Source organism: Mycolicibacterium neoaurum ATCC 25795 (assembly GCF_000691525.1).
Classification (GTDB): Bacteria; Actinomycetota; Actinomycetes; order Mycobacteriales; family Mycobacteriaceae; genus Mycobacterium; species Mycobacterium neoaurum.
In genome coordinates this window covers 591532-616374 of sequence record NZ_JMDW01000008.1, presented here as the reverse complement: position 1 = coordinate 616374, position 24843 = coordinate 591532, and the positions used below count along the sequence as shown (strand labels likewise).

General features: G+C 61.9%; 20 protein-coding genes. 5 read left to right on the top strand and 15 right to left on the bottom strand.

All coding sequences use genetic code 11. From position 1 onward, the window contains the following. Positions 1 to 438 precede the first annotated feature (438 nt). On the top strand, positions 439 to 1653 hold the full coding sequence (locus IC40_RS0110405) for a serine hydrolase domain-containing protein (RefSeq protein ID WP_036459906.1): 1215 nt from the start codon (positions 439 to 441) through the stop codon (positions 1651 to 1653). 611 nt (positions 1654 to 2264) lie between these two features. Here the strand turns inward: IC40_RS0110405 and IC40_RS0110400 are convergent. Both IC40_RS0110400 and IC40_RS0110395 read right to left on the bottom strand, forming a co-directional pair. Continuing rightward, positions 2265 to 2639 carry a DoxX family protein gene (locus IC40_RS0110400; RefSeq protein ID WP_030134649.1) on the bottom strand — a complete coding sequence of 125 codons (375 nt, stop codon included), beginning with the start codon at positions 2637 to 2639 and terminating at the stop codon, positions 2265 to 2267. A 126-nt stretch (positions 2640 to 2765) separates the two neighbouring features. Further along, positions 2766 to 3920, bottom strand: a complete 1155-nt coding sequence (locus IC40_RS0110395) for a serine hydrolase domain-containing protein (RefSeq protein WP_030134648.1) — start codon at positions 3918 to 3920, stop codon at positions 2766 to 2768. A gap of 135 nt (positions 3921 to 4055) precedes the next feature. Here IC40_RS0110395 and IC40_RS0110390 point away from each other — a divergent pair, with 135 nt between their 5' ends. Further along, positions 4056 to 4673: a TetR/AcrR family transcriptional regulator gene (locus tag IC40_RS0110390; RefSeq protein WP_030134647.1), complete on the top strand. Its 618-nt coding sequence runs from the start codon at positions 4056 to 4058 to the stop codon at positions 4671 to 4673. Positions 4674 to 4860: 187 nt separating this feature from the next. Here IC40_RS0110390 and IC40_RS0110385 read toward each other — a convergent pair whose 3' ends face one another. The 6 genes from IC40_RS0110385 to IC40_RS0110360 form a co-directional block, all read right to left on the bottom strand. Further along, positions 4861 to 5385, bottom strand: coding sequence for a cytochrome b (locus IC40_RS0110385; RefSeq protein WP_081843389.1), 525 nt, complete (start codon positions 5383 to 5385; stop codon positions 4861 to 4863). Then, positions 5382 to 6476, bottom strand: a complete 1095-nt coding sequence (locus IC40_RS0110380) for a catalase family peroxidase (RefSeq protein WP_030134645.1) — start codon at positions 6474 to 6476, stop codon at positions 5382 to 5384. Before IC40_RS0110380 ends, IC40_RS0110385 begins: the two co-directional genes overlap by 4 nt. 94 nt (positions 6477 to 6570) lie before the next feature. After that, positions 6571 to 7830, bottom strand: coding sequence for an MFS transporter (locus tag IC40_RS0110375; protein WP_036469690.1), 1260 nt, complete (start codon positions 7828 to 7830; stop codon positions 6571 to 6573). Next, positions 7827 to 8603 (bottom strand): ABC transporter ATP-binding protein, encoded by a 777-nt coding sequence (locus IC40_RS0110370; RefSeq protein WP_030134643.1) that lies wholly within the window; start codon positions 8601 to 8603, stop codon positions 7827 to 7829. The genes IC40_RS0110375 and IC40_RS0110370 overlap by 4 nt, the downstream gene beginning before the upstream one ends. Then, entirely contained in the window at positions 8600 to 9643 is a 1044-nt protein-coding gene (locus tag IC40_RS0110365) for a FecCD family ABC transporter permease (protein ID WP_030134642.1), read from the bottom strand. Before IC40_RS0110365 ends, IC40_RS0110370 begins: the two co-directional genes overlap by 4 nt. 11 nt (positions 9644 to 9654) lie before the next feature. Beyond that, positions 9655 to 10701 (bottom strand): ABC transporter substrate-binding protein, encoded by a 1047-nt coding sequence (locus tag IC40_RS0110360; RefSeq protein ID WP_030134641.1) that lies wholly within the window; start codon positions 10699 to 10701, stop codon positions 9655 to 9657. Between the two features lie 179 nt (positions 10702 to 10880). Between IC40_RS0110360 and IC40_RS0110355 the strand changes: the two genes are divergently transcribed. Then, entirely contained in the window at positions 10881 to 11642 is a 762-nt protein-coding gene (locus IC40_RS0110355; protein WP_030134640.1) for a MerR family transcriptional regulator, read from the top strand. A 278-nt stretch (positions 11643 to 11920) separates the two neighbouring features. After that, on the top strand, positions 11921 to 12832 hold the full coding sequence (locus IC40_RS0110350; protein ID WP_199900936.1) for a class I SAM-dependent DNA methyltransferase: 912 nt from the start codon (positions 11921 to 11923) through the stop codon (positions 12830 to 12832). A gap of 443 nt (positions 12833 to 13275) precedes the next feature. Here IC40_RS0110350 and IC40_RS0110340 read toward each other — a convergent pair whose 3' ends face one another. The 6 genes from IC40_RS0110340 to IC40_RS0110320 all read right to left on the bottom strand — a co-directional run bounded on the left by IC40_RS0110340 (position 13276) and on the right by IC40_RS0110320 (position 21148). After that, complete coding sequence (locus tag IC40_RS0110340) at positions 13276 to 14157, bottom strand: hypothetical protein (protein WP_138158151.1); 882 nt, start codon at positions 14155 to 14157, stop codon at positions 13276 to 13278. After that, positions 14154 to 14813 (bottom strand): helix-turn-helix domain-containing protein, encoded by a 660-nt coding sequence (locus IC40_RS0110335; RefSeq protein WP_138158152.1) that lies wholly within the window; start codon positions 14811 to 14813, stop codon positions 14154 to 14156. The genes IC40_RS0110340 and IC40_RS0110335 overlap by 4 nt, the downstream gene beginning before the upstream one ends. Before the next feature lie 89 nt (positions 14814 to 14902). Then, positions 14903 to 15739 carry a TIGR04255 family protein gene (locus IC40_RS0110330; RefSeq protein WP_138158153.1) on the bottom strand — a complete coding sequence of 279 codons (837 nt, stop codon included), beginning with the start codon at positions 15737 to 15739 and terminating at the stop codon, positions 14903 to 14905. 468 nt (positions 15740 to 16207) lie between these two features. Next, complete coding sequence (locus IC40_RS27825; protein WP_138158154.1) at positions 16208 to 16975, bottom strand: hypothetical protein; 768 nt, start codon at positions 16973 to 16975, stop codon at positions 16208 to 16210. Between the two features lie 63 nt (positions 16976 to 17038). Beyond that, a complete protein-coding gene (locus IC40_RS0110325) occupies positions 17039 to 20461 on the bottom strand; it encodes an anti-phage protein Upx-like protein (RefSeq protein WP_138158155.1) in 3423 nt (1140 codons plus the stop codon). A gap of 237 nt (positions 20462 to 20698) precedes the next feature. After that, positions 20699 to 21148, bottom strand: a complete 450-nt coding sequence (locus tag IC40_RS0110320; protein ID WP_138158156.1) for a hypothetical protein — start codon at positions 21146 to 21148, stop codon at positions 20699 to 20701. Positions 21149 to 21351: 203 nt separating this feature from the next. On the opposite strand from IC40_RS0110320, the gene IC40_RS26855 reads away from it, so the two are divergent. Further along, entirely contained in the window at positions 21352 to 22455 is a 1104-nt protein-coding gene (locus tag IC40_RS26855; RefSeq protein WP_138158157.1) for a restriction endonuclease, read from the top strand. Positions 22456 to 22588: 133 nt separating this feature from the next. Here the strand turns inward: IC40_RS26855 and IC40_RS0110310 are convergent, their stop codons facing one another. Beyond that, positions 22589 to 24829, bottom strand: coding sequence for a KAP family P-loop NTPase fold protein (locus tag IC40_RS0110310; protein WP_081843386.1), 2241 nt, complete (start codon positions 24827 to 24829; stop codon positions 22589 to 22591). Positions 24830 to 24843: the final 14 nt, after the last annotated feature.

Here is a 24843-nt window from a genome sequence, read left to right as displayed (position 1 = left end):
CAGCAACCTCATCGAAAGGCTCGCAGCGTGGCCGTTCATCCATCACTCCCCCGGGACTTGGATCACAGGGTTCAGGTCGGCGCCGAACCGGCCTCAGCGAGTCCGCAAGGAGCCGCGTCGCACACGAGGTCAAAGAGGCTCTCGGCGAGTTCGTCGGCCGGGGCCCGCCGATTGTCGCGTGCAGAAGGCGGGCGGTCTGCTTGCGCGCCATGACATCCGGCAGTGGCAATGCGTCTCGGCCGGCACCGACGAGCTGCTCCCACTTCCCGCCGCAGCGCTCAGCTCTGGTACCGGTCGTTTACTGGCCGCAGCAGCGGGGATAGTGCTGACGACACGTCGGCCCCCGTGCCGCAAGAACCTGCGGCCGATTTATTAGGTCCAGATGGTACGAGTACCATATGGTTTAGAAAGTATCCGACACTCTGAGGAGTCGCCGTCATGCCGCCATCACGCCCTGCTGTGGGCTTCACGTTGCGCTACCTCGCCCGCAAGGTCGCCAGTCCGCGGCGACCGGCATCGATGGCCGAGGTGGGCCTGTTCACCGGAGCGACACAGCACGAGAATTTCGCCCGAATCGACGATCTCGCGCCGGTACGGAGGATGCCAGCCTCGAGTCGACCACTCCCGTGGCCTGAGGGACCACGGTTGGCGCTGCCCGAGACCTACACCTTCGACGGTTCGCCCCGATCCACCGAGAAGTTCCTCACCGACACCGACACCGTTGCGTTGCTGGTGCTGGTCGACGGCCAACTGCGCCATGAGCGATACCTGCTCACCGGCGGGCCCACAGTCCACTGGCTGTCGATGTCAGTGGCCAAGAGCTTCATCTCCGCACTCGTGGGGATCGCGGTAGCCGACGGGCACATCGCCGGAATCGACGATGCCATCAGCGATTACGTACCCGTCGAGGCCGGCTCCGCCTATGACGGTGTGGCGATCCGCACGGTGCTGCAGATGTCCTCCGGCGCGCGGTGGAACGAGGATTACAACGATCCGGACTCCGATGTCCACCACCTGACCCAAGCCATGATGGGCCGCCGCGGTGGGCTGAACGGTTTCGTCGCCAGGATGTCGCGAGAGAACCCACCGGACTCGGTGTGCCGGTACAACTCTGGTGAGACCCAGGTGCTGGGTGCACTCATCGCATGTGCGACCGGGCGCAGCGTCGCCGATTACATGACCGACAAACTCGTCGAACCGCTCGGGTTCGAGTCGCCCGGATTCTGGGCGACGGACTTGTTGGGCACTGAGATGTCTTACGCGGGGCTCAATCTCACCGCGCGCGATTTCGCGCGCATCGGCGAACTGTACCGAAACGGCGGTAGCTGGCATGGCCAACAGATCGTGCCGCGCGAATGGGTCCGTGCCTCCACCACCGTCAACTCGTCGATCTGCCAACCCGGTCGACCAATCATCGGTGACCACGCAGTGGACCTGGGCTACGGCTATCAGTGGTGGATCCCGGCCGGAAACCGCGGCGACTACAGCGCCATCGGCGTCTACAACCAAATGGTGTACGTGAACCCGGACACCGCGACCACTGTCGTCAAGCTCTCGGCTAACCGCCACTACGGGACGAGCACTGCGGAAAGCGCGAACCGCGACATGGAGAACGTGGCGTTTGTGCGGGCCATTGCCGAGGCGGCCTGCTGATGACAGCTCTAGCAGCGTGACGCACTCGTGGCGCATGTGCAGCTTATGGACCTTGCCGGTGTCTGCCAACAGGAAGTGTCCATAAGGTGTGTGTAGCGCGGAATCTGCAGTGAGCCAGCCTGCACTGCCTCGAAGGCATCTCGAACGATTCAACCCACCGGCGACATCAACTCGGACAAAGCGGCCTGACGCCAAACTGGATCGATGTTGTCACGACAACCACACGGTATACAAGAGGCGCGCCGCGGTTTTGAGCAATGCGGGATTCTGAGCTACCTCAGCGGTGCTGTCGATATCGGCACTGGGCGTGTTGTGCCTGGGCCAGCCCTCGATGCCTCGGCTCCCTCGTCAGCCTGTAATAGCGAATCGACATCGGGCTCCCCCTGCGAAATGCCGTCGCCGATGCCGGCCTGGCCGACGACCGCAGCCGAACCGCCTTCGAACTGCAACTGGCATGGGTGATCGCGGGAATGTCACAGCTGCACGAGAGCGACCGCTCTGACCCCTGACCGCGGGCCTAGGTCTCGGTTCCGACAGGACGGCCCGATTGCGTTCTCCGCTCGACGGATTCAGCACCAGCGCCGTGAAAGAGAAGGGCAAGTAGTCCCCCGTCAGAACGCGTACGGTCCGAAGCGTCCCCACGCGACGACGGCTGCGAGCACACCCAGGACGATGTTCATGGCGATCTTGGCCCCCGCTGAGTCTCTCGCGTGGGCCACGATGGCACCGACCATGATTGCGACGATGCCCACGGCCGCCAGCGGGCTGAGCACAGGGGCAACTCCTACGAGCGGCGGAACGATCAGTCCGACGGCGCCGAGAACCTCGACCAGGCCGAGGAACTTGAGTCCCGGTGCAGGAAACGAGTTGACCCATTCGCCCATCGGGGCGACGAGTTCCTCTTTTGGTTTGGCGATCTTCGTCCGGCCTGCGCCGAAGAAGACTGCGGCGAGCAGTGCCTGCAGGCTCCAGAGCACGATATTCATCAATTGCCCTATCTATGAAGAGTTTTGAAGAACTGACCGTTAGCGTGACCGGCAGCGGTCATGGTGATCCCGGCGGGGCCCGGTGCCGCTGGGCGCATCAGCGAGTAGAGCCCTGTGCCTTCGTTGTCAGTGGAGGTGTGCAGCGATTCCGCGGAGCAGCGCCACGTTCTCGTTGACACGACTGTCGGACTCGAGTTCGGACATCCCGAATCTGCGGTTGGCAGAAAGCTTCACGATGGTTGTACGGCTGGCAGGGTCGACGAAGACGAACTGGTTGTATGCGCCGATCGCAGTGTAATCACCACGGTCTCCGACTGGGAGCCACCATTGATAGCCGTAGCCCATATCGAGGGCCTGTGGGCCTACCAGCGGCCGTCCCGGCGCCAGGTGCGGAGCCGCGATGGTCACAGAGTCACGCACCCAATCCGCCGGGATGATCTGCCTGCCCTGCCAAAGGCCGCCGTTGCGATAGAGTTCACCAAATCGGGCGAAATCCCGTGCGGTCATGTTCAAGCCGCCGAAGGCCATTTCCATACCTGCGGAGTCCACGATCCACTGGGCAGGGGACTCCATACCGAGCGGTTCACAGAGCTTTTCCTGCATGTACTCGCTGAGGAGCCGACCGGTCGACCGAGTTACCAGAGCGCCCAGCGCCTGAGTGTCGGTGGAGTTGTAGCGGCAAACGCTGCCCGGCTCGGTCTCTGCGACTGCGGTGGCGACGAAATCGTCGAATGTGCCGAATCCGGCCAACACTGCCGCAAGTCGGGAGCTGTCAGAGGCCGGGTCGCTGTAACTTTCGTTCCACCGAGCGCCAGAGGACATCTGCAGAACATGCCGGATGGAGACGCCGTCGTATGCCGAACCGGGGCGCACCGGCACGTAGTCACTGATCGCGTCATCGATGCTCGCGATATGCCCCTCGGCGAGCGCGATGCCAACAAGCGCGGAGACAAAACTCTTCGTCACCGACATGGCCAACCACTGAACGCCGGGACCCCCGGTCAACAGGTATCGCTCGTGACGCACGACACCGTCGATCAGGACGAGCAGTGCTGCGGTATCGGTGTCGATGAGGAACTGCTCGGTCGACCTCGATTCGCCGTCGAAGGAGTAGGTCTCAGGCAGGGTGATGGCATCACCCTGCGGCCAGACATTGGGTGCCGATGAGGGAGCCATTGCTCGGGTCGGCAGTAGATCCTTGATGCGGGAGAAGTTTTCGTGCTGAGGCACACCGCTGAACAGTTTCATATCAGCGATGCCCATAAACGTCTGATCAGTCATCGTCGTCCCTTCAAGATTCTGGACCGATGCGGCGGCTCCGGCCTCGGCGTAGCCGAAAGTAGCAGTACCACTCGGTTACGACAACCGAATGGTACGCTAAGTTGACCACGGCATCCGAAGTGAGGACAACAGCTGATGACGACCGAGCGTGTGGACGGACGGACCCTTCGGTTTCAACACCGGAGGCCGGAGTTGCTCGACGCCGCAACCGAATACGTCCTCGACCACGGCATCGCAAACCTGTCGCTGCGCCCGGTAGCCCAGGCGTTGGGGGTAACTCATGCGACCCTGCTGCGCCACTTCTCGTCCAAAGACGAGCTCATCAACGCCGTCGTAGACAAGGTCCGCGCCGATCTGTTCGCACAGGTATACGCCGACAGCGAACTCGACACAGCCGGGTCGACAGCACAACTGCTGAGGATCACGTGGCGGCGGCTGTGTGAGCCGAAGGCGCAGCGGCAGTTCCTGCTCTTGTTCGAAATTGTCGCAGGCAAAGGGTGGCAGTCCAGCGACGCGAGTGAACTGCGGCGACCGATACTCGACGACGTCGATTTCATCGCCGGGTGGCTCAAGCGGGATGGGTGGACACCCGAAGACGCGTCAGCCCTGGCGACCCTCCTCCTCGCCCAGATCCGCGGGCTTCAGCTCGACCTGCTCATCTCGGGAGACCGCGCCCGGGCCGACCGAGCGTTCGAGCTCGCCCTCCCCCTGCTCCACCAAAGGACACAGCGGACACAGTCGAGCGGTCACTGACAACCCTCCGCCGACTCGATCGGATTGACCTTCATGCAACACGACACACCACCTGTGTGTCACACCACTGCACTCGTCAAGACGATGGAGATACCCCAGAGCACATCAACGAGTCAACCAAACTGAGGGGCAGTCCCTCGACAGTTTTGTCGACGCTTCGAAGCCGAGCGGTATCCCGGCATGACGCCTAGAACGTCATCCGCTTCAGCATTCCGTCGCGCAGCGTCAGCGTGTGCAACAGTACCGCGCTGACATGCGCGGCGATCAACACCACCAGCGTATAGGCCAGCACGGAATGAGTCTGTCGCAGAATCGAATACAGATCGGCGTCGAATGGCGCGATTCTCGGCAGACGCCAGCTGCCGAACAGCACGACCGGGCGACCGGATGCAGATACCATCGCCCAACCGACGAGCGGTTGGCAGACGAGCACCATGTACATCGCGATCTCCGAACCGAACACCAGCACCCGTTCCGCCGGAGGCACCGTGTTCGGCAGTGCCGGCGCCCGGTGGGTGAACCGGTTCGCGATGCGCGCCGCGACGATCACCAGGATCACCGCACCCAGCGTCATGTGCACGGCCAGCAACGCCGAGTACGGGCCGAGCAGGGCCGTCATGGCGAAACCGATCAACAGGGTGGCGAACACGAGAACCGCTGTCACCCAGTGCAGAACCCGGGTGCGCAACCGGTGTCGCACGGGCGCGCTCACGGTCGGTCCGCCGTGACGACGACGGCCGGGGTCGAATACGCCTCACCGGCACGGGCGCGGTAGGAGGCGGCGTATACCGCCGATCGTGCACTCAGCAGCGGGTCATCGGATGGTTCGATACCGTCCGGCAGCACCAACGGATCGAAGTTCACATCGCGGGCGTTGCCCGGCGCCTCGGTCGATGCGCCGGTGAGCGTGACCGTGCCTGCCTCGATGGACCGGCGTTCGGCGGGCCAGGGCAGGGTGGCATCGTCGGTCGGATCACCGGGCTCACCGATGATCAGCAACAGCCGCCAGCGCAGGGGCCCCGACCGGAGCTGTCGCGCGGCCGCATCGAACAGTCCGTTGTCCCCGCGCCCGGGCGGTAGCGCGGATTGGTCAGGATGTAGTGACCAACGCACCGGTGTGCGCTTCCCCGCGGCATCGACGAACATGAAGGCGTTCAGGCTGAAGAAGATGCTGTCGGCGAAGCCTGTGGTCGGCGGGTTCTGCTTGTTGACCGCGGTGGCGGCCACGGTCTCGGGATGTGCCGCGTAGAACCGCTTCATGGCCTCGGGATCGGGCTTGCCGGTGTCGGGCTGCGGTTTCGACGCGAGAAGCCGGTCGTAGAAGCCCTGCGGCGAATTGTCCGGGAACACGGCGGTGTTCAGCATCGCGGTACGCCACTGCTCACCCCCGGGAAAACCGAAGGCGAGGCCCAGGCCGCGGGCGGCACCCGGGGTGTCGGCACCGAACGGATTACCGCCCGCGAGGGAAAACCTGCCGACAACCGGGGTACGTCCGGCCGTGAACACTTGCGCTGTGGACAATTCCGCACCGCGACCGTTGCTGTCGAAATAGCCGGTCAGTGCGAGGCCCTTCGCATGGTTGCGGCGGAATCCGGGGTGCCTGCCGTACACCGAGACAAAACCGTCGATGAACGACTGCCGGGTGAGCGAGGCACCCCGACCGATCCAACCCTTCGCCACCGCGATACTGCCGAGATCGACCGCGGCGAAGACGCCGACGGCGCCGAGCCCGGCCAACAGCGATCGTCGGGTGACCGGATTGTCACGCCAACGAAAGAGCGGATCGTGCGCGCTGCTCCCCATCACCGAATTCTCCCAACTCGATGTGCGTGTGTCACTGCCGCTGGCGGTCACGGGTTTTACCGGCTAGCACTACCGATTGCCGGACCGCGCACAATCAGGGCGCCGATGGGCGACCGGTTATCCGCTGTACGAGGGTGGCGGCCACTGTCAGCACCAGCGCCGTTGCCAACCATGGTGCTGCGCGGCCCGCCCCGGTATCGGGTACCGCGTCGACGACGGCGCCGAGCGCCGCCGAGGCGGGCAACACCAGGATTCCGCCGATGGATGCGTACATCCCGTAGTAGGACCCCAGATGCTGTTCCCCCGCGAAGCCCGGGATCGCGGCACGCGCGGCGGGAGAGATGATCATCTGGCCCAGTGCCATAAACAGCACGAAGGCCGCGGTCCCGGCCATTACGGCGGGAGGTCCACCGACCGCTGCCGCGGCGCCCGCCGACAGGGCCCCGACCGCGGTCAGGAGCAGGCCGGTCCGCAGCGCGCGACCGACCGGACGGCGGCTCGTCCAGGCCGCGACCCTCAGTTGTGCGACGACCACGACGACCGAGGACAACGCCAGCAGAACACCCAGGGGCTGCTGATCACCCCACCCGCGGTCGAGTTCGAGTGGCAAGAGCAGGTAGAGCTGGTTGTAGGCGACCAGTTGTACGGCCAATACGGTGGCGAACCAGAGGAACGCGCGGTTTCGGATGATGCTGGCGAAACCGTGCAGGACGGCCCGATCTATCGGTGATGGGCGTTCGTCGGGCAGCCAGCGCAGATGCGCCAAACCGATCACGACGAACACCACCGCGCCGGTCACCGCAACGGTCGCGAAATTCACGTCGAGGAGCAGTGCGCCGATGAGCGGACCGGTGAAAGCGCCGATCTGCCCGAACGCGTTGAACAGCGCGAACGCATCCAACCGGGACGTCGACACGCGGTCGGGATCGTCGGGTGCTGCCGAGGCGCGCGCCAGCGCCGCCTCGACTGCCGGTGAGAACAGGGCGGCCGCAAACCCGGTGAGAACCGCACCGATCGCGGCACCGGTCAGTGATGTGCTCAGGCCCAGCGTGAGCAGGCCCGCCACCCGGATCGCGCAACCGGTCAGCGTGGCCGGTTTGGTGCCGATGCGATCGGCGATCGCGCCACCGATGAAGAACATGCCCTGCTGGGAAGCGGTCCGCAATCCGAGCACCACCCCCACCACGGCGGTGGCCTGTCCGAGATCGGAACTGAGGTGCACCGACAGGTAAGGCAACACCATGAAGAATCCGACGTTGAAGGCGAGTTGGGTAAGAACGAGCAACCGGACCGCCGGGCTCGCTCGGACGAACTCCCCGATCAAACCCGTTCGCCGTGCGGCGGCACCGGTCATTCCGATACGCCGTGGTCATTCGGCAGGAACTGGATGTTCAATCCCGTCGGGGTCTGGATGACATGGGCACGGACTCGATACACCTCGCCGATGAGTTCGGCGGTCAGCACTTCTCGCGGGGTGCCCGCCGCGACGACACGACCGTTCTGCAGCACCATGAGGTGGTCGCAGAACATCGCCGCGAGGTTGAGATCGTGGATCGCGACGATGGAGGTGACCGGCAACCGGGCGATCAGGGACATCAACTCGAGCTGATGGTGGATGTCGAGGTGGTTGGTCGGCTCGTCGAGCAGCAGTTCGCGGGGCTCCTGGGCCAGGGCCCGGGCGATCTGCACACGTTGCCTCTCACCGCCGGAAAGCTTGTGCCACAGCCGATCCGCCATCTCGGTAAGACCCGTCTGCGCCAATGCGGCGGCGACGGCCGCGTCATCAACCGCCCGGTCGGCACCGAAGGTGCCCCGATGCGGCAGCCTGCCCAACCGGACGATCGCACCGATGGTCAGGTCGACATCGGTGTCGACCTGCTGTGCCACCACCGCAACCCGGCGGGCGACCGTGCGGCGACGCAGGCCCGCGATGTCCTGTCCGTCGAGTTCGACCACACCGGAGGTCGGGGTCACATATCCGGAGAGCAACCGCAGCAGCGACGACTTGCCCGAACCGTTGGGCCCGAGTAATCCCACCGTGTGCCCCTGCTCCGGGCGCACGCTGACCCCATCCACGACGAGGGTGCCGCCGCGGTCCCAGCTCACCCGGTCTGCGTGCAGCGTCATGCTCGGCCCTTTCGGGAGAACATGATCGCCACGAAGGCGGGAACACCGATCAGTGCCGTACCGACGCCCAGCGGAAGCGGTGTGGGGTGGAACGCCACCCGCGACAGGGCATCCACCCAGACCAGGAAGATCGCCCCCAGCAGCGCGCTGACAGGTACGAGACGCGTATGTCCCGGTCCGACCAGAAACCGGGCCGCGTGCGGAAGCACCAGTCCGACGAATCCGACCGCGCCGGCGACGCTGACCAATGCGGCGGTGACCACCGCCGTCAGCACCAGAAGACCACCGCGCACCTGCGTCACCGAGATCCCCAGCGATGCGGCGACCTCGTCACCGAAGCTGAACGCGTCCAACGCTCTCGCCGCGGCCCAACAGCACGCGAGGCCCACCACGGTGACCGCTGCGGTCAACCAGGCATCGTCCCAGCGGACACCCTCGAGGGATCCGAGCAGCCAGAAGAGCACTCCGCGGGTCTCGTCGGAGTCGGCAAAGGCGAAGATCACGAATGACGTGAGTGCAGAGAACAATTGCGTCATCGCGATGCCGGCAAGGATGACCCGGTCGGTACTACCGCCGGCGAGTTGGGCCAGCAGCAGCACGGTACCGAATGACACCAGCGCCCCGACGAAAGCGCCGCCCGAGAGGCCGATGACCGAACCGCCGAGGCCGAGGATCCCGATCACGACGGCGCCGGTGGATGCTCCCGACGAGATGCCGAGCAGGAAGGGGTCGGCGAGCGGATTACGCAGCAGCGACTGCAGGATCACGCCGCAGATGGCCAGCCCGGCGCCGACGGCGGCAGCGACCACCGTGCGAGGCACCCTGTCTTGCCAGACGATCACGTCCTTATAGGCCATGACGTCGATATCGGTCAGCCGGAGGTGGTTGCCCAGGATGTCCCGAATATTGACAAGGCTGATCCCCTCCCCGCCAAGGGAGACGGCGGCCAGCATCGAGAAGAGCAGCAGGCCCGCGCCGAGGATGAGCAATGCGGTTGTCGCCAGGCCGGGTCGACGATCGACAAGGGTACGAAAGTCCATGGTACGGAGGGCTACTGCGGGTTTGCCGCGAGCCAGCCGGCCAGCTTCTCGATGCCGTCGACGATGCGGATCGACGGATTCATCTCGGCGCCATGCAACGCGACGTACTGCTCACCGGCGACGGCCGGGAGCACGGCGGTGACCGGATCCGTGGCGAGGAACTGTTTCTTGTCAGCGAGGCGGTCGCCGGGGAAGCGATTGCGGGCGAGGTCGCCGAGAACGAGTACCTGGGGGTTGCGCTCCACCAACGATGTCCACGTCAGTGGGCTCCAGTCATCCTTGATGTCCCGGAACGGATTCTGCGCGCCGACCGTCTGCGCGATCAGGTTCGTCGCCCCCATGCCACCGCCGATATAAGGGGTCTTGGTGTCGGCGAACCAAAACGCGACCGTCCGGTTCGAGTCCGCCGCTTTGGCGACGGCATCGGCAACCCGCTGTTTGAGCTCGTCAACCAACCGCTCACCGCGACTCGGCACGTCGAAGACGGCGGCCAGCTCGGTGATCTCCTGGTAGAGCGAGTCCATGGTCAGGGGCGTCGAGCGCTTACCTCCGCCGTTGATGGATACTCCCCCTTCGCAATCGGTGGGCGACAGGTAGGTATCGATGTCGGTCTCGGCGAAACGTTCCCGGGTTGCGACGCCGCCCTGCTCCTTGAGGTGGCGCCCGAACGACGCGGTGACGAAATCCGGGTTGGTGCCCATGACCGCCTCATAGGTGGGGGCGTTGTCGGCCAGCCGGGTGACTCCGGCATTCGCCTCCGCGAGATTCTCCAGCACCGGGTCGGTCCACGAGGCCGTGCCCACCAGTCGATCGGCCAACCCCAGCGAAAGGAGCAATTCCGTCGACCCCTGGTCCAGCGACACGACCCGCGACGGTATGGCGTCGAACGTTTGCGTCATCCCACAGTTCTCGACTGTCAGGGGGTAGGTGGTGCGTCCCTCACCAGATGCGTCGGCGGACGTCTTCTCCACCGTCTCCGACGCGCCACACGCGGTGGCCGCGCCTGCGGTCAACAGCGCGACCGCGAAGAAACTGAGCGCGCGGGTGTACAACGACACGGATATCCCCTGTCTCGACTCGATTCGGACCGCCCCGCCGGCCCTTCTGAACGAAGGCTTACCTTACCGGTCCGCCCGGCTGCTCCGCGCCATGCGTTGCGCGGCACAGGTGGCCCGGAAGACTTGACCCTTACGCGACGTGAGGCGCCAAGCTCGTGGTCGTGACGCAGGAGGTGCAGATGGACGAACTCACCGTCGGTGAGGTCGCGGAGCGGTTCGGGATCACGGTCCGCACGCTTCACCACTATGACCGGATCGGGTTGTTGACCCCGGCCCGGCGCACAGCCTCGGGATACCGGGTCTATGCGCCGGGTGACCTGACCCGCTTGTCCCAGGTCATCGTCTACCGCCGGCTCGGGCTGTCCTTGGACGAGATCGCTCGACTGTTGGCCGACGGCAACGAGTTCAGCCACCTGAAACGGCAGCGCGAGCGCGTCATGTCCCAACTCGACGAGATGAGGGACCTCATCAAGGCAATCGATCATGCATTGGAGAAAGCGATGACGAATACCCCCATGACCGACGATGACATGCGCGACCTGTTCGGCGATGGCTTCGACGACTACCAGGCCGAGGCCGAGCAGAAGTGGGGCCAGACCCCGCAGTGGCAGGAATCACAGCGTCGCGCCAAGACTTACGGCAAGGCCGAATGGGTTCAGATCAAGGCAGAAGGAACGGCCGTCGAGAAAACATTGGCCGACGCCTTCCGCGCCGGCCTCGCCGCAGACTCGAACGAAGCGATGGATGCCGCCGAGCAACACCGGCTCCACGTGAATCGCTGGTTCTACGACTGCCCGCCGGCCTTCCACCGCAATCTCGGCGATCAGTACGTCAGTGACCCGAATTACGTTGCCACCTACGACCAATCGTTCGGCCTGCCGGGCTTGGCGGCGTACTGCCGCGACGCCATCCACGCGAACGCAGACCGCGCCGGGGGCTGAGCAAACGTGGTGCGTGCCGGAACCCAGCCTCGCTTCTCTACCATTTCCCGAGCGCTGGGCTCCGGCGGAACGGGCCAGGTCTGAAGGCCCCTGAGCCACCCTTGATGGAAGGGACCGCGCGCTGCGATTCCCGCACCACACCGCCAACCGGGAGCACCGGCTTCCCGGAGTCGGCTACGCGAATTTTCGACGTTCCGCCGTTGGTGATTCCCGGCTTCGCGGTGCGGACACCGTCCTTGGCCACCGGTCCCGCAACTGGGGAACTCGGATTCGGCTTTATGTCTTCTGCATTGGCCATTCCGGCAGTGGACGCCAGCAGCCCGCACGCGACGGTGACGACGGCCAGCAGCCGACTTACCCGTGTCCGAACCGGCGCCGCGCCGACGCTACTGATATGGCCGCCTCTGGACGCATGGCGCGTCCTGAGTGCGGTAATGGGTGGTTTGTCGAACCATGTTGTCACCAGCCGATCGTCGCCTCGTGGGTGCCGATCCCGCGATCCGCCATCTGGCGGTTTTTCGCCAGCCGATCAGCCGGAGCATGGGCGCGAGCCGGCCATACTGGTCAGTGTGGTAGACGAGCATCCCGACGCTGATCAGGTGATCGAGCTGTACGAAAGTCACGCGGAGGCGTGGGCGCGCGACCGGGGTGACCGGCTGGTCGAACGCACGTGGCTGGACCGATTCGTGGCGTGCCTACCGGCTCAGCGTCGCACCGTCCTCGACGTGGGCTGCGGGACAGCAGTGCCGATAAGCCAGTACCTGATCGACCAGGGATGCCTGCTTCACGGGGTCGACTCATCCAGCGAGATGATCACGATGACCAGGAAGCGTTTCCCGGACCATCGATGGGATATCGCCGATATGCGATCGCTGGACCTCAACGGCCGATACGGTGGAATCATCGCATGGGACAGCCTGTTTCATCTCTCGCCACATCATCAACGGCACATGTTCGCGATTTTTGCACAACACGCAGCGCCTGGTCCAGCGCTCATGTTCAACACCGGTCCATCAGCTGGCGTGCAGATCGGCAATTACCGAGGCGAACCGCTTTACCACGCCAGCCTCGACCCGGCCGAGTACCGCACTCTGCTCGCCGACAACGGCTTCACGCCCATCGCCCACGCTGTCGAAGACCCCACGTGCGGGCGGCGCACCATCTGGCTCGCACGGACGGTTTGGCCTTAAGGAGCGGCTGAGACCTTGTCAGCCTCAATCCTTCGAACGAGCTGCTGACTGAACACGGAGTCGATCTCCACCCCACTGTTGATGTAGATTCTCAGATCCACTGTCATATGGCCTAGTGAGTGACCTGCGGCGACTCAGATTTGTCTCACATCGTGTCACTGCAAACTGTCTCAGATTTGTGTCATTTCCTCGACCACAGCTGACATCGCTGGCTGCTACATCCGGATCTCTGCGGTAGGCCCCTCACCCAGCATCGTCACGTGACATCCACTGACCCGACCCCGACGCGTTGGCGCGAGTAACGACAGTTGCTAATAGGCCCTTCAGACGACAGGGAAGTCGTCCCTATATCTGCGTGATATTGACGTTTCCCAGAAGTGCTCGTACTCGGGGTTTCCATCGGATCTGACCAACCGAGGCGACCGTTGGAGACAAGTCTTCACCTACGAGAACCTGCCCCGCTCCAGCGTCGGTGCCTCGATGGGCACCGAGGCTCGGTATAGCCGTACGGGGCACTTATCGACGGTGAGGAAATGGATTGGCTCCCAATTGATCCCGGCTGTATTCAGCAGCTTGCGATGAGATTTCCATTCGTCGCGAAGCGGCTTCTTTTCAAATGGCTGGAAGGGGTGGTCTGTAAGCACGAGGAGTCTTACACGCTTTGGGTATAGTGTGCTGCCCTCAACGACCTCTAACCGGAGCTGTTCTACTTCATCGCACCAGTCGTGCGACTTCTTTGCCTTCGAAATCAACTTTCGTAGAGCCTCAAACACTGGGCCCGCCAACGCGTCATGCACTGCAGGCCGGGCAAGTTTGCTAGCAAGACGCTGCCCAAGGATGAGCTCGTGCTCGATTGAAGCGAAACCAATAATCGGTTCCTGCACTGCGAGCAGCCCCTTGCTGACCGGGACGGTCGCACGCAGGTCCACTGCCCATGCTGCCCCGGCAACTGGAGGCTCGCTAAGCCATACGTAGTCGGTGATTTCAAGATTCTTGATCTGCTCAATTTTGTCCGGCGGAAATACGGAGATGTCGCGGACTGGGCAGGTCTGCACAAGCGGATGGCGCCTTCCAGGGCCTCCGGCAATGTCGCAAGTCTGGGATACAACCGCTGCAAAGCCCGTGTCGCTTAACGCCGCCGAGCGCGCACGCACCTCCCCCGTCGCCCCGTGAGCGGAGGGTTCTCCCGTCACGGAGTCATCTACCCACGCAGGAACGATCCAAGCGCCACGGTCGATTGGAAGAAGGTGCCCCTGGCGCCACCGCTCCAGCGCGGTGAGCGTTTCCGAAGGCCACGATTCCGGCAGGAGCCTATCAATACTCACCGGGCAAACCCGTCCTCGACGTACTCGGTTGCAACCGGGACACCGGTCCGGATGATCGGTGTCTCAACGTCATCGGCGATCCCCTCATGCACCGAAGTGCCGATCTCGCGCCGCGGGAATGGCGTCCGGTCCACCGCCAGATCTACAAGGTCATCGAAACGGCCGTCGACGAGTGCAGCGGTTCGCTTCTTGTCGCCACGCAGCCACCTCTTCAGCGGTTGGTCCAACGTGCCGCGGAGGTCGTCAGCCGCGTCCACCAATTCCCACAGTCGGCCCAAGCTGGCGACGCGGGGCCGGCTTCCGGCGGGCTTTTCCGCCCATGAGTGGAATGTCCGCTTGTTGATACCAGTAGCCTCGAACATCTCCTTCTGGGTCAGGCCGAGCTCGGCTCGGACTCGCTCGAAGGCATCGAGAACGTCAGCTGTCTCATCGACCCGCTGCTCGGCGGGCAGCACCGTGTCGATAAACGTATAAGGGGCCGTCAACCACAGCGCTGAGTCTGGGAGGTTCGTGTGACCATCGAGGCTTTTATAGACTGCGACATGAACCTGATCCCATCCGCAAGGATCGAGGGCCCCGGAGAAGTGCGCGACGAGGTCCCGCAACCGCGATGATGAACTAACCTCCACAAATGTGCTGGACCAGAAGTCATCCATACATGGCGCTGGGTACAGGTCCTTATGTGCCCGGACTTGAGACGGTGACCGGAGCACTCGGGAGCCGGTCGGCTGCTGCTCCATGATCGTCATTCCTCACCCCCTTCCCGAAGCTCTTTCAGATAGGTATCGGTGACTGACGCCTGGAAAAGCGACAACGCAGTGCGGTTCAGGCGCTCCGCTGAGATGATGACCTCGCGAACGTCGAACGTGAATGAGGAGTGGCGGAACACGTCCGTATCCAGCAAATATTGCACGCACTTTCCCGACTCATCGCGTACTGGACCATGCCGAAGTAGCGCGCCGTGATGATCGTCGAGCCGGATCTCGACTTGCTGCTGAGCGCCTCGGACGCTGCTGCCGAAGACCGGGTTGAGCACGGGGCCCAAAAGAGTGTCGTCGATCCGGCCACGCCATGCTTCAACGGACTTGAACCCACTGTCGTGGAAGCGGTCGACGTATCGCAGACCGATGCGATGCACCAACGATGGCTTGACTAGCCGACCGAGGGATTCGACCAGAACGGTCAACGGAGCCTTCATGCTGGTGCGCCACCGCTCGTAGCGGTTGATCTGCATGATCAGGATGTCGGGCATGAGCGTGACGTGGGCGCCGTCGGCGGAGACGATTTGCCACCCGCTCGATTCCGCTGCTACCTGAGATACGCCATTCGCCCCGAAGTCGATCCTCATCTGCTGCTGAACGGTGGGTTGAATGCTTGGGAAGTCCACTCCGGTGTTCTCGACGAGGTCGTCCCGAAACGCCAAGGCGACCTCCGGCGTGATTTCGCCGACGCGGGCCGTGTAGCGGACCTCGATCACTGCTACTTCGAGCGGAGCGTTTCCGAGCAGGGCTGGATCTGCGGAGGGCAGGCCTCCCAATGGAACGTCCTCAGCTGGGCGAAGAGTGTGTGGATCGATAGTCATACTGTCCCGTCCATAGAGATGCACCTTAGGTGCACCTGCCGACAATTGTATGCGCTATGGTCAAGGACAGGATCGGGGAGATGCAGTCCATACCGGGCCGTGGGTGGTTTCGTGCTCAGGATCCGGTTGCTGAGGCGGTCTACGATGCAGTTCGCCACGCCGCGCCCGCCATCGACAGCCTGAGTCACCGCGGAACTGCTCGCATGTGCTACGAGAGCCCCGCTACCTCGCCTGACCTTTGCCGCTACTCCCGTGGGTCGCTGACGGACTTCGGGGGACGATAGCCACCCCGAGTGCAGACCACCGATTGGGCGCTTGTCAATGATCGCCAGAACCCGGACGCCCCTGCCGCTGGCACGCCGAGAACCGTCCTGTCGACCTTGCTGGTGGGTACGCCTACCCCGCGCCGACGCGAGATAACCCGACGTACACGGCTACTTTTGACCCGGCCCTGCCGCCGCCAACGGCTCACTGCAGCGGATCGATTCCCCGCGACCGGTCCTCCCGTACACGAAGTAACTCAACGAGCAGACCCGCCGACCGCATCGCTAGATAGCTGGTCAAGCCCTCACGCGGTCTCAGCTTGTAGGTCGGACTGCTGTAGGTCTGAAGGGTTTCCCGCTCTAAGAAGCCGTGATACGCCCACGGGCGCCCATGGGCAAAGCCTGAAGCGAGTTGCCAATCTCGGTAGACGGGCGTTGCGGTGAACTCGGAGCACCCGGTGAGTGGGGTTGTCACTTTGAATCCGCTCGCCGCGACGTCGGGGTTGATACCTCTTGCCATCGCCACGGACCGGATTTGTTGCAGAGCAGCACCATTACGCTCGAGTTCGGCGCTGGTATCACGTTCAGCGCTGTTCAGAAACAGCTCAAAATCACGGTAGTTTCTTGCATGCCAGCGCAATACACGCTCTATACGGCGGTCCCGCCTATCTGGCCCGATAATCCAAAGCCCAGACGCCGCGTTCTCTAGAGCAGCTCGCGCCAGTGTGGAACCGACCGCGAGGTGCTGTTGCGGAGCATCGTGGACAGCAACCTTTAGACCATGGAGTTGGTCAACTGTGGCATTGATGATGTGCCGGACCGCTTCACTTACAGGGAAGGGATAGGCGGCGCGGTCATCTCCTGCCATTGCAGACCCCGGCAGGACTCTGAAGTCGTCGGGATCCGAGATACGGTCAGCTAGCTCTTCGATGACTGCTGCGAAGTTTCCCCATCCTGCAGCGGTTGGTGTCACCTGTTCGACCGTCCGCAGGTCAGAGTCTGGGCCGTCGGCGTTTCATTTGGTCGCTTGGGGTTTCTAGGCACGGAAGGGCTCCTGCAGGCTCGCTGCGGTGACTACTGGGTACGGGCAGTCAAGCCTCTTGGACAGGAGGTCGGTGTCGATGACGATCAAGGGCTGAACAGTCACTGCTGCTGCTCGGATCCTCAACTCTGTCAGCACGTCTTCGAGATTTTCAGTCACCCATTCGGAACGCAGGCGGAGGCGTTCTGCAGCAGAGGTGGGTCCCTCGATGAGCGCTGCGAACTCGTTCGCCATCTCACGTGGGGTGCGGGCCACCAAGAGGGCCTTCGCTTCGATCAAGAACAGCGTTGCCGTGTCCGCTTCGAAGGCAACGACATCAATATCGCCGAGGTTTCGGCCGTTAATCTTTCGCAGATCGTGCCGGCCGAAGCGCCGGACTCTGCGACGCACGTTTGAACACCACACGCGCAGGTTTGCTACGACTCGCTCCTCAAAACGGTTTCCTTTGCGGTCTTTGGCCACGCTCAGGGCGGCCTTCATCTCTGAGCTCTGTGCCTTCAGGCGACCCGATAGGTACTGTCCGTGCATCTCGAAGGATGTTCGGAGTAGGTTCCTGTAGCCGAAAGTTACGAAGTCCTTGCCGTTTTCGGTGTAGACGATGAGCGGTCGTCGCAAGTAGGAGTGGGTTCTGTTGTACCGCCAGGGAAATACTTCGGGCCCCAGGGACCAGAAGTCGGTTTCACGTGTGAGTGTGAGTTCAGTAAGCAATGCCGATATTTTCTCGTCAGACCATGTGTGCGTCGACGATAGACGTTGGTGCACATCACTTACCATCAGGGTTCCCACGTCTTGTTGATCAGACTCAAGAGACATGGTGACCAACTCACGAGAAAATAGCGTGATCTCGGAGAACGAGAAGCCCCACTCGATTGTCGCGAGGCCATCCGCTGTCGGCAAGTCCGACGTGGTGTCGTCGTCGCTTGTGTCGTGGTTATCCGACCTCGTCGCGTCATCCAGCGCCGATTGGGCGTTGGCACTAAGTAAACCTTGAAGGGCGGCCACCCATCGGTCGGTGTCGCGACTGATACCGAGTCTCCCTGAAGCCAAGATCATCAGGTCGGCGTTGGACAAGCCCGCATGGATAGCGTCTGATAGGAACCCTTTGTGCACTATCTCCGACGCAATGGCAAGAACTGTGTCGTAATGCTCGTTCGTCGCAGTCTTGCCTGCAGTCGGTTGAAGAGTTGCGCAGTATTCGATAAGAAACCTCGATGATACTGCCGCGGTAGTCATTTCACTGATTCGCTGTGCAAGTTCGCGGACTTCATGGGCCTCGTGCCCGAAGCAAGCGAGCCGTGCTGGGTATTGGATGCGTTCTGTGTGTTGTTGATACAAAAGTGCTTCGTTCGCGCGGATTAAGTGGTGGAGAAGTTGACGGGTGTTGCACTCAGCGAGCGTCCGCGCCAGCCTGTCGCGCAGGAACACAACCACCTCGTCGTTGAGGACGCGAGTCCGTTCGTCGACAGGGATATCGCCGACGGGGCGATTACAATTCAGGCGGAGATGGGCGCCGAGCTCGTCGAGAATGTGGCCGACGAGTGGCTTGGCCACGGTCCGCGCTGAGGGTAGGCCGCCTGGCCAGGCGATCGGGTCGCCGTCAGACCGGAGGACATGAATCATCCGGCGTTCCCCGGGCGGTGCCAGGATGTCTAGTAGCCGATCAGGCTGGTTATCTGATTGCCCGGATCCATTCTCCCTTCTGAGCACCGAGAGGAACTCGGCAAGTAGCTCTCGGTCAACCGCATTTGGTGATGCTGCCTTGTCGGAGTGGGTTGGTGACCGGAATTCGAAGGTGAGGTCTTTCCCCTCAATGGCAGCCCGCTGCCGTATCCAGCGCCTGTCCGTTTCGCCGTCCCATTCGGTCTCGACAAGCATGATTTGAACTTCGTGCTCCCAAGCTGAGAACAGACCTGGTTGTTCGCGGTAGATATGAAAACTCCAGTAGGCAAAGGCTTCTGCGATCGAATGGAGTCGGACTGCATCTGTTGGTGACGGCACGTCGAGCTCGATCCAGACGACGAAGTCTGGGAAGTCTGCTGAAAAGATGATGCGGGGCAAGGCGAGAACCTCCCGGACTGAGGTCGACTCGCCATGGCATAGATTGGACTCGTGAACCACGTTTCCGATGTTCACGAATGTCCGGCGGTGCCGTCTCTCATGTTCCTGCCGCAAGACGTCGCCGTCGCTTGAGTCAACGATCAGTGCAGTGGGTGGGGGGACATCGTCGCCGGCGTAGAACGACTCGTTACCCTCGCGGTAGTAGGCGTAGAGATCGGCGAGCCCACCGTGGAGCATTGTCTCGGCACTGTCCCCGAGGCGATCCAGCGCATCTGCGAAGTACCAGAGGCTCAACTGTTGATGACCTGACGCTTTCAGGATTGTTTCGAGATCGTCGAACGTTGTGCAGAGGCGTCGCGGTTCATTGGGGGTGAGTATGTGACAGTCGCGACCCAATGGCCATATCACGTCGATCAGCAATTTGCGCTCATCCCGGCCAGCTTCGACAGGCGGCGGTGCCAGGCTCAGGACGTCGCCGAACACGCTCGTCGTTGACGGTCGCAGGCTTGGGACATGGGTCCGGATTTCTAGCGTTTTGTCGATGTCAAGTGCGCCAGTCAAGATGGTGTGGCCTAGAGATGAACTGGCCGTTGGCGTGTCATCAAACAGTGTGTCGCACAACTGCCCCGTTAATCTCTTAGCGTGGGCAGTCAAGGCTGTTTGCAACAACGGATGACACTCGTGGGCGGTCGCTTCACGGACGATGGCGTCTCGGAGGGTCAACATCAGTTCGTGCGGTGCCGCGATCAGCACTTTTCCCCCACCTGTGCGAACGAAAGGCCTCCTAATGAGATCTTCGTCGACGTCGCGGCCATTCCACTCGGGCAGCGTCTCCAGTTCTGCAAAGAAACTCGATTGCAGGTAGGCAACCTTGGCGCCTGGCAGACCGCTGAAGAGGTCGGATTCGAATACCACTAGGGCTTCCGCCAGTGCCGTTAGATGCTCCTGGTCGGGCAGAACGAGCCCGCTTTCCGGAGGCACGTTCTCAAACAGTTCGAGGCCGGCGAATAACGCGGCGCGTTCGCTCATCCCTAATAGGAGGCGTGTGGCTGCCCGTACATTCCGCACGAACGTGTCCGGGAATCGGTGTTGGTACCTGCCAAAGATCGAGGGAAGAAGGTGCCGGATGACAGTGCCTGAATCTTCCGTAAGTCCCTGCAGCACCGTGTATGTGCGCTCATAGAACGGCACTTCCACGATAGGGAACGCAGTGTAGGTATCGCTAGTATCCGCAATCGCGTCGCCGGACATCGACTCGAACGCTGCGATGGCGGAGGTGACGTCACTGAGTGCTGACTGCCGCAGTGTGTGCGCCGTCAGTAGATTGAGGACTCGAAGATAGTGCAGGTTGTCAGCCACAAGCTGGATCGCGACAACTTTGGCTAGGCCTTCGGTCCTACCTGGGAACATCTGCTGCCTCACGACGACCGGCCGTTGCTGCTCACGCCTCGCAAGATACTGGACTTTTGGCGGGAACCCAGCGACATCTGTCAGGTCTGTACCGCGTTGTCCAGGCCGTAGATTTTCGCCGCGTGTTTTCAGCTGCGCTAACGCGTCCCGCACGAGACATGATCTAAGCGACTTCGTTCCGCGGTTCTAATCAGTGTCGGACTGTACCCATTTTGCGAACAATTGGCCTTCATCGCGCTTCAATTGAATCGGCACCTTTACGACTTTCGTCGTCAGGCCTACCTGTGTTTCAGGCGCACGGCGCGCAAGATACCCAATCTGCGCTCTGGCGATGAAATATGTTGGCTCGACGCGGTGCATGGCTGCGCGCGCATCACCCCAGGGGTCGATCGCAATCCAGAACGGAGTTCGATCCTGAGCCTGAACCCAGGCCGCCTCGGGATCACCATCGAGATAGAACTCAGGCCTGCCACGGCCAGAGCTTCCAAGTCCAAGCTCGACCTGGATGTAAGTGTAAAAATCCGATTCATCACGGCTGCTGATAGAGCCCACCAGTTCCCATTGCTGCCCGGGCGCATGGCCGTCGTAGTTGATATCCGGAGTTGTCGTTGACACCCATACCTGCGGAATCGTCATGCTGTCATCTTGCCAACCCAAGGACCGGTCGCCAACGCGTCGCGCGGACACGAAAGGGTCGATGCCCGCCATTGTCGTCATGACGTCCACCGTTACGGGCTACGTCATGCGTGCGCCGGATGACAAAACTATCCGTCGGCAAACTGGCTGCGGCTAACAGGATGCCGGCCGAAGCCGCGCTGTACCGACCTTAGACTCCGGCTGTGAGCGGGATACATGCGCCGTGGCGAGCCTTCCGACAAGGTCTCGCCGAGCTTGTCGGTATTCGTGCAGGTCTCGCGTTGACCGACGATCAAATCGACCAATATCTGGGACGTGGTGTTGGCGATGCTGCGCCAGCTGGGTTTGCGCGCGTGACACCATCGCAGTACAAACTGGCGCTGTATTCCGCGCTATTAGATTGCGGCAGCCGCTGGTGTGACTTCGGCCAGGCGCCGAGAGTTACAGCCTGGACGCAACTTGCCCAAGACACCGACCTTTACGTGGCCGCTCACAACCTCATTCATAAAGAGGTCCACGCACAGGGAACTGCATCGAAGTATGAGACCCACCAGGAGTGCGTGCTTGTAGACGACGGTGTCGAGAATTGGCCTATGTCCGTCCGTGGACCAGCAACAGTAGCGAGGACCGATCTTTTTGTCCTCAATGCCAGGCTCGACGATCTCGATTTCGCCCGAGTTGGTGGCGCCGCGCTTTCCACAGGGGGCGGATCACTCGTACGGGCGACCAAGCTGTTGCTTGCGGCGTTGCGCGCGGAGCAACATACCGATCCATGGCTGCGTTGCGAGAATCGTCAGGCAGCATCCATAGCCGCCCTGAGCGATCTATTCGACCGAGCCGACTGCGCCACCAGGTCCGGTCAGTTCTTCGACCAGCGATTCATCGACTTCTTGTTCGCCAACATCGACGAGTTACCTCGCATTCATTGGCGACAGTTTGAAAGACTCGTCGCGGAGTATCTGCATCGGCAGGGGTATGCAGTTGAACTTGGGCCCGGTTCAAATGACGACGGTGTCGACCTACGAATATGGCCGTCGGAAGCTGAAGTGGACGGCCCTCCGCTCTTGATAGTGCAGTGCAAGCGCCAGCGGGCGAAGATCGAGAAGGCCGTGGTCAAAGCACTATGGGCTGATGTGCAGGCGGAGGGCGCAACTCGGGGAATGGTGGCAACGACCAACTCGATCTCTCCTGGCGCAGAAAGCACGATCGCAGCACGCGGCTATTCGATTGACTCAGCTGACCAAGCCGCGATCACGCACTGGCTCCAAGTGATGCGGACTCCGGGCCAAGGTCCTTCGCTGGTGTAACCAACTGCTACCGACTGCGACCGATAATCTCCAGATGTGTCGCCCCAAGGTCGCGCAGTCTCCTTGGTCCAGGTGCCGTTCGGGACCAGAAAGTCGTAGTGTTCGGGTGCGAACCCGGACCGCCCGCACACCCCTAGGTGAGAACGGACCTTCCTTCGAGGAAGCGACGTAACTCGTTGGCGGCCAATTTGATCCGGTTTTCGAGACTCGGATCTGTGTCCGAAACCTGCTCGTCGTCGAACTCCGGGATGTTATCTAGATCCCACTGTTCGTCTGGAACAATGGTGGAGAACCACTTCAGATAGCTCCCGTGTCCGTATTGGATCCGACTGCCGGACTGGTCGATCGTGATAAATCTTCCAGCGAGCTCATGGGGCTTCACACCTGTAGCGATCAGGCTCTGAGCTACAGCGCGGACTTGTTCCAGCGCTGCCGCGTCGAGGTAGTTGTAGAAGGACAGCACGGTCTGCAATGTTGCGTCGCCCGCAGCCCAGACGTCGCTCTCGAGGTCACGCTTGCAGATAGCGACGACTTGATCCCGAAGGTTGTCGCAAGCCGCCAGGACCACACTCCGATCGATGCCGGGTGAGGCCTCCCACGGTCGTAGCAATACCGATGCGCCGGCCCAAACACCGAAGTCGTCAACGAACTTGTCCACTAATCCCGAAGCGTCCTTTTGCGAATCTGCCTTCGTGATTGCCTGGGCGAGCATCGCATAGATGATAAAGCCCCACCCCGCGAGGTCCCAATCCGCATCGGTCAATTTTCTCATAAGTTGATGCGCTGCTGATGCCGCGTTGATGGAGGTCGCGTCTGAGAACAGGCTGATATTTGCAAGGACCTTCCGCCTCATCACACCGTTGCGCGAGAAGTCGTCGAGATGCTGAACGATCAATGAATCAGAAGGCAGCGCTCCTGTTTTCGCGATCTGGAGGATCTCTCGTCGCACGCGAGCATCGCGAATGTCGTTCGCAGGGACATCAAAAAGGAAATAGCGATCGAAGTAGTCGCGGTTGTGAATACGTGCGGGCCGGTTGTCTCCCTCCATCAGAAACGTGGCGCCCACCCTCGGGAACATCGCGGTCATCAAGCTGGCCACACCCTGTGCGTTTGCCCCCGGAGGTGTGTCCCCGGCCGCTGTCATTTCGGTGGTTATACGGTCGACCCATTCGTCCCTGGTCAGTTCCCGGTTGTTTGAGCCGAGATAGAACATAGCCGGAGGCTCGCCTGTGAGTTCTTTGCTCCAGGCAGGGAGCTTCCGATACAAGCCCTCAAAACGGAGGCGAAGGTGCGTAATCAAGACTGCATCGTCGAAATCGATCTCCGCAGCCGAGATCGGGTCACCGTGATCTTCCTCGGAGCCCACCAGCGTGAGCAGCATGTCAACTTGGCTTGCGAGGCGGTACACAGCCCTAAGCGTCAAGGTGTTGTCTTCAGCTCCTGCAACGAGGTCGGCGAGGCGTACTAGTGGGTCGTTTTGGCCTGTTCCTGGGTAACTTCGCGAGAGGCCGTGAAGCTCGGCGACCGCCTCTAGCGCAAGAGCAAATTCGCCGACAAAGTACGAGTCTTGAAGCGGAGGTAAGACAAATGGATACTGGACGATCTTTTCCATGTACTGGTTGGCGCGAGTGCGCATTCCTTTAGCAAGGTCGGACTGCGCCAATACATCCAGCACAGTTTCGGCATCAAACGATAAGAGGTAGTGAACGCGGTCGAAGCGGCCTAGCAGTCGCACGGCTTTAAGTACGCTTAACAGTTCGTCGGGCTGCAGTCGATCTATGTCATCGACAACTACCAGGACGTTGACTCCGGCTTTCTGAATCGTCGCGGACAGCTTTTCAAAGCGCTCTTGGAACGGGTCCATCTCGAACGTGACATCGCCTGCTCGGTCAGCCAGGGATTCCGCAATGGCATCCGCGACATTCTTGACAGCGCCCTCGCCAAGCTTGCTTTCGATGGCTGATTTAGCTGCTGCTTTCGCGGCTGCAGCTGCTACCGGCGCCATCGCTAGGAGTTGGCCGGCAGCCTTTCGGCCCTTTTTGGTATTCCGCGGCATCGCTGCCGCGATGGCCTGAAAGAACTCGTCAGTAATCGCGGAGACATCATTTGCGGCCCAGGGCACAAAATCCACGACTGCCCAGTCGCCGCCACTGTCCTGCTCCAGAAAATGCGAGACCATATTCAGCACCGAGGTTTTTCCCGAACCCCAAGGGCCAGCCAGGCTGTAGACCATGCTCGAATGTCGCCCACCGGAGGCGATACGTTGTGCTAAGCGTCTAGCGAATCGTTTACGGCCGAGACGATCTTGATGGGGTTCGCGTATCGCGTTGTCCATGTTGCGACGCGGATCGAATCTAAACTCATCAGAGGCCATAACCTAATCATCTC

Excerpts from the sequence above, each read along its gene's own strand:
- IC40_RS0110405 (WP_036459906.1), top strand. The coding sequence starts at position 439 with ATGCCGCCATCACGCCCTGCTGTGGGCTTCACGTTGCGCTACCTCGCC.
- IC40_RS0110400 (WP_030134649.1), bottom strand. The coding sequence starts at position 2,639 with ATGAATATCGTGCTCTGGAGCCTGCAGGCACTGCTCGCCGCAGTCTTC.
- IC40_RS0110395 (WP_030134648.1), bottom strand. The coding sequence starts at position 3,920 with ATGACTGATCAGACGTTTATGGGCATCGCTGATATGAAACTGTTCAGC.
- IC40_RS0110390 (WP_030134647.1), top strand. The coding sequence starts at position 4,056 with ATGACGACCGAGCGTGTGGACGGACGGACCCTTCGGTTTCAACACCGG.
- IC40_RS0110380 (WP_030134645.1), bottom strand. The coding sequence starts at position 6,476 with ATGGGGAGCAGCGCGCACGATCCGCTCTTTCGTTGGCGTGACAATCCG.
- IC40_RS0110375 (WP_036469690.1), bottom strand. The coding sequence starts at position 7,830 with ATGACCGGTGCCGCCGCACGGCGAACGGGTTTGATCGGGGAGTTCGTC.
- IC40_RS0110370 (WP_030134643.1), bottom strand. The coding sequence starts at position 8,603 with ATGACGCTGCACGCAGACCGGGTGAGCTGGGACCGCGGCGGCACCCTC.
- IC40_RS0110365 (WP_030134642.1), bottom strand. The coding sequence starts at position 9,643 with ATGGACTTTCGTACCCTTGTCGATCGTCGACCCGGCCTGGCGACAACC.
- IC40_RS0110355 (WP_030134640.1), top strand. The coding sequence starts at position 10,881 with ATGGACGAACTCACCGTCGGTGAGGTCGCGGAGCGGTTCGGGATCACG.
- IC40_RS0110350 (WP_199900936.1), top strand. The coding sequence starts at position 11,921 with ATGTCTTCTGCATTGGCCATTCCGGCAGTGGACGCCAGCAGCCCGCAC.
- IC40_RS0110335 (WP_138158152.1), bottom strand. The coding sequence starts at position 14,813 with ATGGATGACTTCTGGTCCAGCACATTTGTGGAGGTTAGTTCATCATCG.
- IC40_RS0110330 (WP_138158153.1), bottom strand. The coding sequence starts at position 15,739 with ATGACTATCGATCCACACACTCTTCGCCCAGCTGAGGACGTTCCATTG.
- IC40_RS0110320 (WP_138158156.1), bottom strand. The coding sequence starts at position 21,148 with ATGACGATTCCGCAGGTATGGGTGTCAACGACAACTCCGGATATCAAC.
- IC40_RS0110310 (WP_081843386.1), bottom strand. The coding sequence starts at position 24,829 with ATGGCCTCTGATGAGTTTAGATTCGATCCGCGTCGCAACATGGACAAC.